13 protein-coding genes and 2 pseudogenes are annotated in these 14287 nt (G+C 36.2%); 4 read left to right on the top strand and 11 right to left on the bottom strand.

Features of this window, described 5'->3' with window-relative positions:
* Nucleotides 1-12 precede the first annotated feature (12 nt).
* Nucleotides 13-771: a hypothetical protein gene (locus IPK31_13660; protein ID MBK8088896.1), complete on the bottom strand. Its 759-nt coding sequence runs from the start codon at nucleotides 769-771 to the stop codon at nucleotides 13-15.
* A 138-nt stretch (nucleotides 772-909) separates the two neighbouring features.
* On the opposite strand from IPK31_13660, the gene IPK31_13655 reads away from it, so the two are divergent.
* Entirely contained in the window at nucleotides 910-1113 is a 204-nt protein-coding gene (locus IPK31_13655) for a hypothetical protein (GenBank protein MBK8088895.1), read from the top strand.
* A 78-nt stretch (nucleotides 1114-1191) separates the two neighbouring features.
* On the opposite strand, the gene IPK31_13650 is transcribed toward IPK31_13655, so the two are convergent.
* From IPK31_13650 to IPK31_13640, 3 genes are read right to left on the bottom strand one after another with little or no spacing between them, the layout of a single operon-like run.
* Nucleotides 1192-1842, bottom strand: a complete 651-nt coding sequence (locus IPK31_13650) for an integrase catalytic domain-containing protein (protein MBK8088894.1) — start codon at nucleotides 1840-1842, stop codon at nucleotides 1192-1194.
* Nucleotides 1793-2212, bottom strand: a complete 420-nt coding sequence (locus tag IPK31_13645) for a phage integrase SAM-like domain-containing protein (GenBank protein ID MBK8088893.1) — start codon at nucleotides 2210-2212, stop codon at nucleotides 1793-1795. Before IPK31_13645 ends, IPK31_13650 begins: the two co-directional genes overlap by 50 nt.
* A gap of 26 nt (nucleotides 2213-2238) precedes the next feature.
* The gene (locus IPK31_13640) at nucleotides 2239-2442 is read right to left on the bottom strand and encodes a hypothetical protein (GenBank protein MBK8088892.1); all 204 of its coding nucleotides are present in this window, start codon (nucleotides 2440-2442) and stop codon (nucleotides 2239-2241) included.
* A gap of 509 nt (nucleotides 2443-2951) precedes the next feature.
* Between IPK31_13640 and IPK31_13635 the strand changes: the two genes are divergently transcribed.
* From IPK31_13635 to IPK31_13625, 3 genes and pseudogenes are all read left to right on the top strand, one after another.
* Entirely contained in the window at nucleotides 2952-3344 is a 393-nt protein-coding gene (locus tag IPK31_13635) for a hypothetical protein (GenBank protein MBK8088891.1), read from the top strand.
* An 8-nt stretch (nucleotides 3345-3352) separates the two neighbouring features.
* Nucleotides 3353-4204, top strand: a complete 852-nt coding sequence (locus IPK31_13630) for a tyrosine-type recombinase/integrase (GenBank protein ID MBK8088890.1) — start codon at nucleotides 3353-3355, stop codon at nucleotides 4202-4204.
* Nucleotides 4205-4284: 80 nt separating this feature from the next.
* Nucleotides 4285-5459: pseudogene (locus IPK31_13625) on the top strand (DUF1016 family protein).
* 272 nt (nucleotides 5460-5731) lie between these two features.
* Here IPK31_13625 and IPK31_13620 read toward each other — a convergent pair.
* The 7 genes and pseudogenes from IPK31_13620 to IPK31_13590 form a co-directional block, all read right to left on the bottom strand.
* On the bottom strand, nucleotides 5732-6163 hold the full coding sequence (locus IPK31_13620; protein MBK8088889.1) for an HNH endonuclease: 432 nt from the start codon (nucleotides 6161-6163) through the stop codon (nucleotides 5732-5734).
* 63 nt (nucleotides 6164-6226) lie between these two features.
* A complete protein-coding gene (locus IPK31_13615; protein MBK8088888.1) occupies nucleotides 6227-7045 on the bottom strand; it encodes a hypothetical protein in 819 nt (272 codons plus the stop codon).
* Nucleotides 7042-7926 carry an AAA family ATPase gene (locus tag IPK31_13610; protein MBK8088887.1) on the bottom strand — a complete coding sequence of 295 codons (885 nt, stop codon included), beginning with the start codon at nucleotides 7924-7926 and terminating at the stop codon, nucleotides 7042-7044. Before IPK31_13610 ends, IPK31_13615 begins: the two co-directional genes overlap by 4 nt.
* A pseudogene (locus tag IPK31_13605) lies at nucleotides 7926-8434 on the bottom strand (hypothetical protein). The gene IPK31_13610 and the pseudogene IPK31_13605 overlap by 1 nt, the downstream one beginning before the upstream one ends.
* Before the next feature lie 5 nt (nucleotides 8435-8439).
* Nucleotides 8440-9432 (bottom strand): nucleotidyltransferase, encoded by a 993-nt coding sequence (locus tag IPK31_13600; GenBank protein ID MBK8088886.1) that lies wholly within the window; start codon nucleotides 9430-9432, stop codon nucleotides 8440-8442.
* A 262-nt stretch (nucleotides 9433-9694) separates the two neighbouring features.
* The gene (locus IPK31_13595) at nucleotides 9695-10870 is read right to left on the bottom strand and encodes a hypothetical protein (protein MBK8088885.1); all 1176 of its coding nucleotides are present in this window, start codon (nucleotides 10868-10870) and stop codon (nucleotides 9695-9697) included.
* Complete coding sequence (locus tag IPK31_13590) at nucleotides 10867-14277, bottom strand: ATP-dependent exonuclease SbcCD, C subunit-like protein (GenBank protein ID MBK8088884.1); 3411 nt, start codon at nucleotides 14275-14277, stop codon at nucleotides 10867-10869. Before IPK31_13590 ends, IPK31_13595 begins: the two co-directional genes overlap by 4 nt.
* Between the last annotated feature and the right edge of the window lie 10 nt (nucleotides 14278-14287).

Raw genomic sequence — 14287 nt, 5'->3', positions numbered from 1 at the left:
GAAGCCGAAGGGTTAAACACCACCATCCACCTTCACAAGGTTCAACGCATTGAATGCACCGTTTTTCAACGCATACATTTGACCATTCACTTCTTGGTAAAACTCAATACCAAGCGCAAGGAAAAGCGGCTTTGTGCTGTTTGGCGTTACTGCATTGCTCAGGTTGATCACGGCAGTAGCAACAGCATCCCATGGAAGGATTGCAGTTGATTGTGTATCCACCACAAACACTTCGTTTTCAAAATCAACTTCTGAACCGGCAGAAATAATTTTAAAATGTGTTGCACCGCCCGGTGCAGCAATCATGTTCAAAGGAACGAATGAAACCATGTTCACTACAAGTGTACCGGCCGCACGATCAATCGTTGATGTGAATGGTGCATAAATGGTGGTGCCAAGTTTACCATTTGCGTTGAAATCAAAACCTTGTAAGAGTTCTGCTTCACCATCGATCACATTGCGCATACCACGAGGGTTCGTTGCATCTTCCTGGATCACTTTTACAAATGCAGTTGTTAACCTGCTCACCATGCGACTGTCGGCAGTGTTTTGTAACAATGCACGTAATGAAGTCCGTAACATTTTTCCTGCTTTACCTGCACGGCCAAATTCAGCACCGTTTTCACGGGTCCGCTGAAACGCAGGATCATTGGCGATACGGTCAGCAGGTACACCGCCTTTCTCCCTGGCCAAGTAGCCATCCTTCGATTTGTAAAAAGTCAAGTCTCCGATCGTACCGTCGAGCTTGATAATTCCTTTTTGTCTTGCAATAAGATTTGGATTGTTTTAGTTTGATACATTTTGCAATTCATTTACCCGACGCCTGATAAATAACTTTGCATTGTTTACAACACAAGAATAGAATGAAGCTTTCAACTTTAAAAGCAAGCGTTCCGAACATGCAGGGTTATGCAGCAAACGATTCCCAATCGCATAGTCATTTATGCAAAAGACATTATGAATATCACCGGCCGTAAAGAACGGGCGGCCAGAAAACTCATTGCCAAAATCAGGAAGGAATACAACAAGCCAAATGGCACTTTTATTACAATAAAGGAGTTTTGCACTTATACGAAAATCGATGAACAGTTGGTCAACTCCTTTCTGATTTGACAATACAAAGCCATGTTCTAAGTATAGATAAAGCATGGATAGTGTATGGATGGTGCATGAAATATTAAAATGACTGGCCTATGAGCCAGTCAGTTCTTTTACTACTGAAGTTGATTTGAACTTATCACGAAGCGGCTGCATATCTGCACTCACTTTCTTGTCCAGAATCTTCGCATAATGCTGTGTGGTCTGAAGTTTCTTATGCCCAAGCATTTTACTTACACTCTCAATCGGCACACCATTCGTCAAGGCAACTGTTGTTGCAAATGTGTGCCTGGCTATATGGAAAGTCAGTTGCTTTTTGATCTCACATAAATCAGCTATCTCTTTCAGATATGCATTTACTTTTTGATTAGAAGGAATCGGTAACAGCTTCATTTTGTTACATGCTTGCGGATTGGCTTTGTATTTCTCAATGATTGCAAGTGCCGGAGGCAGGAGAGGTATCCTGCTGGCAGTTTTTGTTTTCTGTCTGCTTGTATAAATCCATCTTTCTCCATCAATCCCTATGGTGATTGAATCTTTCGTAAGATTAGATACGTCAATAAAAGCAAGCCCGGTATAACAACTGAATACAAACATGTCACGTACATGTGCGAGCCGCTCAATTGTAAATTCTTTCGCTTCAAGATTTTTTAATTCAGTTTCAGAAAGGTAAGGTCGCTCTGTTTGTTTTGTTTTAAGCTTGTATCCAAGGAAAGGATGTTTCTGTAACCAGTTCTTTTGCAACACATTCGTTAATGATCTTCTTTAAATTCTTTATGTACTTCGCATTGGTATTGAGATCAATCTTTTTTTGGGTTTTGAGATAGAAATCGAAGTCAGAGATAAATTCAATATTCAATTCCTTTAAACTGATGTCTGCACGTTTGTATTTGTGCTGCAGAAAGTCTTTGACATGCTTACGGGTAGTTTCATATTTCACCCAGGTAGCACGGGAATATTCCTGCCCGATTAAAGCTGCTATATCCTTGTTGTGTTGCGTAATGATCTCTAACAGCATCCGGGGCTTTTCAACAACACCGGTATAAGCTCGTTTAATTGCTTCAGCAGAAACAAAACTCGCTGGCAGATAACAGCCTGCTATAACAACCAACAAGTTTGCCTTTTATAACAGCAAGAAAGTTATTCAACTCTTTGCTTCAGAACCTTTGCGGTGCTGAGTTGATTTTTTGCATCCCATTCAAATGGCGATACGGTTCGATGTGTAGAGATTTCTGCTCGTTGCCCGTTGACAGTAATACGGACAGAGATGGGTGCTTTCCCATTTTTTGTTCTTGCTTTAGCAACCCGAAAAAGGATGCTGAAAGTCTGTGGTTGATTGGACATGTGGTGAACATTTAACTGTGAAAAAATTGGTTAAATGCACCTCAACTATTTGCGCTTGTTAGGTAGGATTGCAAACTGAAAATCGGTTAACTGTATCTGGTTTTTTAGTGATCAGCTCAACCAGCTATTTTGTCAGTTTCTCTTTTCAATTCGGGAGCAAATATATTTATCTGCTTTGCTCCCTCGATTGCTCCCTTTTAGAATAGCAGGTATTAGGTTGTAATTACAGTATAAAAGCAGAAAAGCCACTTAAAACTTGCGCTTTAAGTGGCTTTTGAACTGTTTGTAGTTCTTTCAGCGGACCGGACGGGAAATAAGAATCCAATTTCCCACAATCCTAATCTTATCTAACCTTATTCAACTTTATTTTAAGGCTTTGATTTTCAAAATACTGTAACAGTTTTGAAATTTAAGGCTTTCTACCTTACTCTCCCTGACTGCCCTTTAATAGAATAAAAATAGAATAAAGTTATGGGACAGCCTATTAAACTTATCATCAAAAAGGAGCAATTCGTAAAGATGGAACTGCATTAATTTTTCTGCAGTATTGCCACAATTCTGAACAAAGAATTTTATTAAACACCGATGTTGGTATTCCTCCTCAATTCTGGAATAAAAGACTAAACCGGATTAATGAAACGCTACCACTCCAGTTTGGCAATGTGGATAAACTGCAATCCATCCTCACCCAAAAACTCCGCAAAGCAGAAGATATGGTGAGCTATGCTTTAAAGCAAAAGAATACATGCCCCATGAAGTTCTTGAAAGAAAATTTCACCCTGGATGGTAAATGGGGTTTTGAACAAATGAGTGATGAAAAGAAATCATTAGATGTATTTTGGAATATTGATGAGTATGCAAAAGCCAAACGAGGTTCTGTAAAAAATGCACCCTCAATGTAATTAATGCAATGAAAGCGCATTTACAATTGTTTCAAGAATATAGAAATGAGCCCATCACATTTGATTCATTTGATGCACGGTTTTATGAAGATTTTGTTTTTTACTTGACTTATGAAATTCCGCAGGTAAGAAGAATTGATTTAATTAAGGGATTAAAAGCAAATAGTGTTGGTAAAACTATCAAGCACCTGAAATCATTTTTGAAAGACAGAATGCGGAAAAAGGTTATTCCCTTTATGGATTTAAGCGCTTTTAAAGTGATGGAAGAAGAAGTGGATGCTGTTTATTTAAGTTGGAAAGAACTGTCTGCCATTTATCATCTTAATTTATCGCAACAACCCCTGTTAGAAAAATACCGTGACTTATTTGTATTGGGTTGCCTAACCGGTTTTCGCTTTAGCGATTACTCTGATATCAAACCAGAAGAAGTAAGAGATGGAATGTTATACGTTAATCAAACCAAAACACTTTCAACAGTTGTAGTACCATTAAAGAAAGACGCAAAGCATATCCTTATTGAAAAATACAAAATGCAAATGCCACAGGTAAGCAATGTAAATTTCAACTACTACATTAAAGAAGTAGCAAAATTGGCTGGCGTTGACGAGCAAATTAAAATAACTCACAAACGAGGCAACAGTGTTACTGAGAAAATTAAACCTAAGTATGCATGGGTTACTTCTCACACCTGTCGCCGCAGTTTTTGTACCAACGAATTTTTGGATGGTACACCTACAAATTTGATTATGGCCATCAGCGGTCATAAAACCGAAAAGGCATTCAGAAGATACATTAAGGCTGACCAGGTGCAGAAGGCACACATGATTAAAAAACTGTGGGATAAAAGACCGGGGTTATAAAAATCAACACAGGTTTTGGCTGAGTATAAAAAGCCATACTCAGCCAAAACTCACTTTTTTAAACAAATAAAAGAAGCAGTATGAACACCGTGAAGAATCTGGAGCAATTAACCACCACCATTCAGCAAACCAATAAATATTTTCTTGCACAGGCGCAGAAACAGGTAAACACTGCCCTTACCCTGCAGAACTGGTTGATTGGGTACTATATTTCTGAGTATGAACTATTGGGGAAGGACCGTGCCACTTATGGTGAGGGACTGATAAAAGCCCTTGCTAAACGGCTTGCCGAAAAAGGAGTAAAGTCGCTACAGGAACGTAATCTTTACTTGTGCAGGGATTTTTGCTGTGCATACCCTCAAATTTTGCAGACACTGTCTGCAAAATCGTATTTAATTGATTTTCAACAGCCTGAAATTCTGCGGACAGCGTCTGCAGAATTACCAGACCCACAGAAAACAACCCAACTAAACAAGTTGCTTACCCAACTCAGCTTCTCCCACTTTATAGAATTATTAAAGGCTGAAAAGGGGGTAAAAAGACAGTTTTACGAAGCGGAGTCTATCCGAAATAATTGGAGTGTACGAACCTTAAAACGGGCTATTGAAAGCCTGTTATATGAAAGAACTGGGCTAAGTGTTGATAAGGCCGCAACTATGCGAGACTTTAGTAAACAAACCGACCCCTTGCCCGAAGCTGTATTCCGAAACACCTACCTGCTGGAGTTTCTGGGGTTGGAAGATAAAGCCCCTTATTCCGAAAGCGATTTGGAAGAACGCATTATTACCAACTTGCAGCAGTTTTTGCTGGAACTTGGCCGGGGTTTTTGTTTTGAACACCGGCAGCGCCGGATTACGTTTGACAATAAGCATTACCGCATTGACCTGGTGTTTTATTACCGTATTTTAAAATGCCATTGTTTACTGGATTTAAAAATTGGCGAATTTGACCATGCCGATGCCGGGCAAATGAATATGTACCTAAACTATTATAAAAAAACGAAAGCCACAATGGCGATAACCCACCTATTGGTATTATTTTATGCAGCGGCAAAAATGAAGCCTTGGTTAAATATGCTACTATGGGTTTGCCGCAGCAGGTTTTTGTGAGCAAGTACTTGGTGAATTTGCCGAGTGAAAAGGAATTACAAACTATTGTAGAAGCCGAAAAGAAATTTTTTGTAAGTTTTTTTGATACCAGCTTTAGTATTTCATGGCAGCATCGTTGTGTCGCAATCCTTTCATCTGTTAGTTAGAATGGCAGCAAAGTAAAGTATATAAATCTCACTATTGATGATTACAAAATTCTTGAAATGTTGAAAAAGTTTTAACCCTTTTGATTTATTAATTCTTCCAAGTTTAGTTTCTCCAATTCTTTTTTGCAAATAAAAACTAAGCGATTGAAACTGTTCAATTGGGATTTGAAAGGTACTTGCTTTAAATTCTTTCTTTATCATACCATGCACAGCGGCATAATTGGCATTCCCTTTTCCCAAATCATATTCTCTAAAAGTTATATACCGGTCAATTAAATGGTTGACATAATTTTTTTGAATGCATCATTCCCAATAGCGTTTTCAGCATAACTAAGTTTAGGCTTTTTACCATTGATTATTATTCTACTGGCCTGAATATTATTTGCGATTGTTGAGTTATTAACTGAACCATTTATTTTTATAATCTTAGCTGCTTGTGGAGACCTTCTCAATTTCGCCTTTAAAGTTATTGTTTGTTTAATTGCTGCTACTTCTTGTGGTGATATATCACCTTTTGTAATTCTTGAATGACAGATGGGGCATAGCATCAAAAGATTTGCTTGCTCATTATTCTCAGGATTTTCGTCCATGTGATGAAGTTCAAAATGGTCAACATCTAAGCTGTCGCATACAGGGCATTTGCTATCAATTTCCTGTTGAAGTAATGCCTTAGTTTTATTTGGAATTGTAATTCGCTTTTTCATATAGGAAACAATTTATTCAAAAATCTATTACGACATCTCCAAATTATCTAATCCATTTCATATTCAAGACCCATTTTGTATGCTGCCCAATTTTATAAAGAGATTTTTTTGTCTGTTATCATGCCCAAGGCAATTGATAAGTTCTTCATCAGCCCATTTTATATATTCGGTATCTCCTTGTACTAAAAGATTCTCTAACTCAATTTTTTGAGCTGATGTTGGGATTAAATCTAAAACGTCATATTGCAGTATTTCAGAACAATCCCAGCCTGGAGTTTTTTTGATGGGTGTGATAACTGTTCCTATATAACTATAGTTTACATAAGGGAAATTTTGTGATAATAATACTTTTGCTTTGCCATCAATTAGCTCCTCATAGAATTCTCTCCAATGAGAAATTTCTCTGTCTTTTCCTGTATTAAACCAATCAATAAATTTGATTGCCTTTTTTGCTGGAATAAACAGAGCAAAATCATCTTTCATTAATCCAGTTGTTTGTAATTTAAAATCGTCTCTTGCATCAAATTCTCTTTGTAAAAAAGATTGTGTCTGTTTTAGCCTCTTATACTTACCCCCTACAAACTGATAGTGGCTCCAATTTGAATTTTTAACTAAAAGATATTTATCGTTTACTTTTATTCTGTACTGATATGACATTGAGAAACGAATAGTTTTATTCAGAAGCCCCAGATAGAAGCAATGAGTCACAAGTTTTAACCGCCTCCAGTTCTTATATATATCGTATCCTAATTCAACGAAAATAAGGGTTATCAATAAAATAAGACCATTGCCTACAAATTCCGGCCTTAATTCATCACTTGTAAAATTCTTTCCTACAACGATGAAAATTATTGCTGCTATTATTTGTAAGAGATATTTCATTTAATTCTAGGGCTTGGTTTAATATTTTTAATAGTTTCGCATAAAATTTCAAATGTCAAAGGGTTATCTGGAAAACTTGATGCAATAGCTTCGGGCAAAATTTTTAGACGAATATCTGAAAATGAGTGACCAATTTCGTTATTTCGCTCTGGGCTCGTTAAATCTGCAAGCTCCTGTAATTCTTTCTTAGAAAATTCAATCCCTACAAGACTTTTTTCGAAAAGATCTTTTCTCTCTTGTTCAATTGGTCTTTCAAATTCTAAAATTACCGCAGCTCGTCTTACAATTGCTTCATCAATAAAATGTAGCCGGTTAGTGGACATAAAAATAATTGCTCTTCCTTTTAGTTCTCTAATTTCATCAATTTTCTGAATAAGAGTATTTACAGCAGCTTTTTCCTCTTGGTGCATTTGCGTAGTTGAACGAGTTGTTGCAATAGCATCAGCTTCGTCAATAAGTAAAAATGCTAACCGATTTTTACCAGCTTGCTTTTTTACTTCAGCAAAGGCATCATTCACCAAATTTCCCATTTGTCCATGTAAACCTTCACCTCTAACTCTTGTACTAAGTTTAAGGAAAAAGCCTTCTTTCTTTAACTCTCTTACCATTCTATCCGCAATTGCTTCCGCAGAAACAGTTTTTCCAGTTCCTGCATCACCAGCAAGAATAATTAAGGGATACCTTTCTGTAAGTTGGCTTATAACAGGCAGTTCTTTTTTATGATATTTTTTACTCCATACTATTAACCCTTCCTGATCAAGAAGCAGTTTTAGATTTCCGTAAATTCTTTGGAATTTTGCTTCAAATCCAATAAGATTTTCAGTTCTTTCTCTAATTGCTGAGTTGGGTAGTTCAATTGTATTATCAAAAATAGCTGCCATTATTTAAAATTTTCTTTTTGTAGTTCGTATCCTTTACTTGTATAAAGTTGTGCACTATCTTTAGATAGATGATTATATGAGTTATCAATTGGCGAAGGTCCCCAACTTACTTTAAAGCCATTAGCTTGTTTAAATTTACCTTGCTCCTCTGATGTCATATTATTCCAAGCACTTTTATTTTCTACAATAATCATCAATTTTGTATTGGGTATATTTTGCCAATCATTGTTACCTGCTCTGGCACTTTCAATTGCATTGCCATTTTCATCCACAGAATATCTTGCAGCTTTTACTGGCTTATTGTTTAGGTCAATCAGGGTGATATCTACATATTTTAAAAATTTGTTTTCAGCCCATACCATTATATCATGCAAGTAATTTTCAACTTCGGTGGTAGTTTTTTTCCTGTTCTGGCGGCAATCATTCGAAAATCTGCGCTAAAACCTTCAAAAGTTTTTCTAATATCTACCACAGTGTAGGTAGATGTATTTGTAACTGTGTTAAACATAATTATTATAATTTTGAAATATTAAAAGATGGGCCAAAAACATGTTTCCACTCCTCAATGGTTTCTCCTTCACCAGACTTTGATTGAGCAATGTATAAAGAATCAAAAGCATCATTCGCTTCCTTGATAATCTCTTTCCATACTGGCGCATCTATTTTTTTTGCAGCATTATTTTCATTATTTGTAGGGTCTGCTGCATAAACCGCTGTGTCAAAGGTTGCAGGAACAGAATTAATAGCATTTTTGAATTTAACAATAGGAAAATTCGGGTCACTGATAAAGCGGAAGAACCTGATTATACCTGCTTCAATTTCATTCTCAATTTTTTCCTCAATTTCAAGATGAGAAACAATTAGTTCAATTACAAAGGATGAAAGTCCAGGTTCATCATCAATTGGTTTCAATTCTTTATAATTTCTCCACCATTTGATTGCCCTAACAACAGAAGTGAAAGAAGAATTTCCATCTTTCCTTTCTTGTGCAAATTCTAATTGCTTTGCGACACTGGTAACGTACCGTTTTCCACCTCCGCCACGTTGAGGTTGCCAAACATAATCTTTGGGGGATGACACTGGAACAACTGGTACTATATCTAATTCAAGGCCAGTTCCTGTAAATTTTATTTTTATTGACTTTGTATTACCTTCGGCATCCACATCACGATTAATATTCTTGGTTGGATATATTTCTTCAAGATATTCAACAACAAAATCATGCAGTTTTTTTAAATCATCTTTTAGACTTTCGTCACCTTCAACAAAAAGAACCAAGTCAACATCAATCGGGTTTTCCCCTGTTGGTCGTAAAATTGTTTTTTTCTTCCATGAACCTGCAAGAATAAACTTGGTAACTTTTATTCCCGTTCGCTTATCATCTTTAATTTTAGCTTCTAATTTTTCTTTCAAATTAGTTATTTGGTCTCGGTACTTAGGCATATCTTCTTGCCTTAGTTTAATCCTATCAATAAAATTCTGGAGCTGGTAGTTAGTTAAACGCATCTACTAAAATATTTAGGATTTCTTTAGCAAATACCTTTCCAATACAAGAAAAAGAAAAAATGGCAGTTTAGCCTTTCAATTTGGGCTTAATATGACATACTATTGAGTTGCCACTTTGGCAGTATTAAATCAATTTCATTGAAATTCAGGTGTTTGTATTGTTTTACTAACCGGTAAAACAAGTTGCTCAATTAGCAGAATTTACTTTCTCCCCTTAACCTCCCGACCTCCTCCCCAATCCACCTTTTAATATTCATCTTTATTAGTGGTGACATTCTCCCCCAACTACACTCCGCAAAACCCCATCCACATACTCCTGCCTAATTTTTTCCTGCTCTAATCTGTAATTGTTTGTTTTTAAAAACTGAAACATTTCCAATTCGGTTTCTGTTAATGTGCTTAAATTTTCGGAGTTTATCTTTTCACCACTAACCAAGCCTTCTCCTTTAAATAGTTCAAAAGTGTTCATGTTCATCATTATCGCTTTGGTTTGTGGAAAGTAAGAACGCATTTGATGCAGTATTAAAAAACCATGTGCATCCAAATCGCCCCAATAAAAAATGTTTTTCATCTTAAGCCAATCAGTATTTTTTAAATGACTAATCATAAAACCACCGCCACTCCAGATGGCTATGGTAGAAAGCAACTCTGGCAAGGCAAGGAAGTTCATTTTATTTTCTGTAAGCAGTATATTACTACATTCAATAGAAAGTTTTCTAAACTCACTGAGTGGCAGTCCAACGTCAGATAAATTATCAATCAATAAACGGTTGTCTAAAATTCTTATCCGCATGGTGGGTTCATCAAACCGAAGATGGTATCGTTTGCTCAATTGCTTTTCCGTTGCATCTTTTATGTGCTCCGGGATAAGATAGTCAAGCAGTGATTTTAATAAAGCCTCATTTTGCTCAATGAATTTTGTATGCAAGTCAATTGGCAATTGCCTGATATATAAATCCGGCTGTGGATTTGCCAAAAAATACTTACATACTTTCAGTAAATCCTCCCACTTCTTATCATTTTCAACAACCAATAAAGGATTAATAACAACCCACTCAGTAAGTTGAGAGATTTGATGATGAATTAATGAACTGTTTTTCAGAAAAACATTCCAATCTTTCTTTTTGCCAATAAATTCAATATAATCTTCTGCTGTTTCAAAAGTGATTGATTGGGGTAAAGTATGACTTCCTGTTCTTCTGAAATTAACGTCTGCTTTATTTATTACATAACCGAAGCCAAGTTTTTCTTTTGAATTTGCATACAACTCATTTAGCTGAGTTTGCAGTTCCGTTATTTTTTCCCGTATAGCGGATGAGGTTATTTTTCCAATACGGTCAATCGTTTTTGGAAAGAAAGGTTCGTTTCGCAAATGACTTTGCAAAAATGGCTTCCACCATTTTATGGCCTGTGCTTTTATTTCCTGCGGACTAATCATTGTTCATTTATTTCAGATTTATCAACAGGCTGAAAAATAATATTTCGCTTTGCTTTTTCGTCTTTGTATTGCTGAACGGTAAGGTTACTTATTTGAGAATTGTTGCCATCCCGGTTGCTGATAAAATGAAAAGCGTTTACATGATTTTCGATTATATGGATTTTTTGAAGTGGTGTTACTATTAGTAATTGCAAATTGAGTTTGCGAAACAATTCAAGCCCATAACGGGTACTTTCATCGCTGCCCCTTCCGAATGCTTCGTCAATAACTACAAAACGAAAACTTCTGCTCTTATCCTCCCCAAACTGCAAACCAAACTGGTAGGCTAATGCAGATGCAAGAATTGTGTAAGCCAATTTTTCTTTTTGCCCACCGCTTTTACCTCCTGAACCTTCGTAGAATTCTTTCTCAGTGTTGTCGGACGAATATCGTTCGCTGGCATTAAACTCAAACCAGTTTCTTACGTCAGTTACAGTACTTGTCCATTCCCTGTCAACATTTTCCATACTGGCAAAACGGTCTAATATTTTCTTTACCTGCTCGTATTTTGCTTCATTGTATAATCCGCTTTCATCACCAAGGGTGTTGATGTAACATAAACGTAAATCCTCTTTAAACTGCCTGATGTCTTTATTAGTTGTTGCATCAATCAGTATAGTGATATACGTTCCTTTTGCTGAATCATATACTATTTCATGAAGGTGCTGATTGATATATATTATTTTTTGCTTGATATCTTTTTCATGTTTTTCCAACTGATTGTCAAAAACTGAAATACTGTTTATCACATTCCGGTTCAGTTCTTCTTTAAACCTGTCTTCATGCCGCTTTAAATCCTCATTTGCCAATTGCTCAAACTTTTTAATGTACTCCGGCCTTGCCTCCACATCTTCCGAAAATTCGCTGTATTCAGCTTTTGAATGGTCTTTAATATCCCTCATTTTCCTGGTTATTTTATTCCCCAGGATTGAAAGATTTGTACGCATTCTCTTCAGCTCCCCTGTGTCGCCCTCAAACTGTTTTTTAAACTGCTCCTGGAAAGAATCTGCATTGCTCAGCTTAAAGGTCTTATCACCAATTTTGTCCTCAATAACAGTGTAATACTTCTCTTTCCTAATTTCATCAATTGAACCTTTTAATGTATTTGCAACATTTAACTGATTGCTATAATTCTCTAATGTTTTCTGAAGCCCCCCTATATGCTGGTTCTGAGATGTTTCTTTTTCCTTCAGCATTTTTAATTCACTTTCAACTTCTCCCAAACTAATTTTTAATCTGTTTAACTGGTCATTTTTATCCAATAGTTCTTGCTGTTCCTTTTGAAGATCAAAGATTTTTCGTACTTCTGCCTGCCAGTCAATGATATTATAATCTCTCTGTTCAATTATTTTAGTTACGGCTGTTTTAATGTTAGTGTTAGTTTCCTGCTGTTTCTCAACACTGCTTTTTTGATTCCTTATTGAATGAATAGCTGATTGTATTTCAATAACATTTTCCTCCAGTGCTTTTATTTTGTCAACATTAGACCATCCTAAAATAAAGTTTCTTCTATCATTAATATTCCACCTGTCATCTTTGGTGTGTCTTATTTTGCCCCGTTTAATCAATCCTTGTTTTGTTATCGCATTGGGGATTTGCATTAACTCTTCCTGCTCTACACAGGCAAATTCAGCATAGTTGCGGTGCAAATAATTTTCCATCCATGATTCAAAAGCGGTATCCGGCTTTGTTTCAATTTTATGCAGTACACTATCGTGTGTTAATTGTTTAGTATAGTTATCAGAGCGATAAATATCAGCTTCCAGATAATTAAGTTTTCTACCTTTGCCATCTATGCTTCTTAATGTTTTAGCATTAACGTACCTGCTTACACTCCTGTAATGCGTGGAAGATACAAGCAGGTTCATTCCAAAATCGTGTAATAGTCTTTCAATGGCACCTTCCCATTCAGTTTCATCATCATGCACTTTTAGCAACTCACCAGCAAAAGGCAATTCGTCTTCTTCAATTTGCAAATCGTAACAAATTTGATTTCTTATTTCAACCAGCCAGGATGGTATCTGGCTTTTTCTTGCCTTTAAAGAATCTAATTCTGCCTGCTCATCTTGCAGTTCGTTTTCTTTTTCCCGAAGTTGAATAACGGTTTTGTCTCTTTCCTCCCTCAATTCAGTTTCTTTCTTTTCGCAATTTTCAAAAATGACTTGCCCATCTTGTAAATTCTTAGAAAAGCCTGTTTCATTTTCTACACTCATCAGACCACTTCGTTTTGCCAGCAAATCATAGTTATCCCATTCTTTCTTCTTCAGCACTTTAGCTTGTGACCGGTTTGAAATCTCATCAGCAATTTGTTCTAATCTTTTACCTCCATTATTATCTATATCCTGCTTTAAGCCAAACTTTTTATTTTCTAAACGCTTTAACTCATCCTCAATAGACTTTAAAGTATAATTTGCCTGTTCTAACTGGTTAGTAGTTTCAGCAATGGCATTTTCTATCAGGCTAATTTTCTTTTCAGCAAACCATGCCGGCACGGCGGTTAACATTTCTTCAATCTTTTCAATTTCGGAACTCAATTCTCCATACTGAACTGCAAATTCAACAAGTGGTTTCAGGTGGTTATATTGTTCCCTTGCATGTACAACAGCAGCATGTGCTTTATTCAATTCATCAAACCGTTTAAGCAGAATTGCAATTTGCTCTTTTACATCAGTTTTTTCCAGCATCTGCTCCCTCACAAAATCTGTTAAGCTACTAACGGATTTCATAGATACCGTTTGATAAAACAAATCAATCGCTTTATCACTCGTCATTCCAAACCTGTGACGGAAACTTTCACTATACCTGCTGAAATTATCATCAAATAAGCTTACTCCTTGTAAATTTCTGAGCCGCTTTTTTAACTCCGTAATTTCACTAAATCTACTCAGGTGCTGTTTAATATCAAGAGGCAGGCTGCTTCCAATCAGTAATTTTTCAACCTTTCCATCTTTTACCCAAAACACCTGTGCAAGGCAAACATTTTCCTGATAGCCTTCATTAAAAAAATTTGCAACTATAACGGTGTGTGTATTATCATCAGGCCGCAGGTAAATCTTTTTTGCAGTCTTGGTTATTTCTTCCTTTTCTTTTTTGTATTCACCCCGTACATAAGTCAGTAAATTTCTTTCTTTGCCTTCTGCCCCTGCGGCTTTATTGAAAGTTATTTTATATGATGGCACCAATAGAGTAGTAAGTGCATCAACCAGGGTAGATTTTCCAGAACCAATATCACCTGTTAATAAAGAATTAAACCCTTTAGGTTCTATCCTCCAAATATTATTATTAAAAGTACCCCAATTCAGTACTTCAAGGTATTGAAGCCTGAACCCGGCGTTTACAATAACAGTATCAAAGTTTATTTCATTCATTATTTAGCAA

This window comes from Chitinophagaceae bacterium (assembly GCA_016713085.1).
In the GTDB taxonomy this organism is placed as follows: Bacteria; Bacteroidota; Bacteroidia; order Chitinophagales; family Chitinophagaceae; genus Lacibacter.
This window is presented reverse-complemented; position numbering and strand designations above follow the sequence as displayed.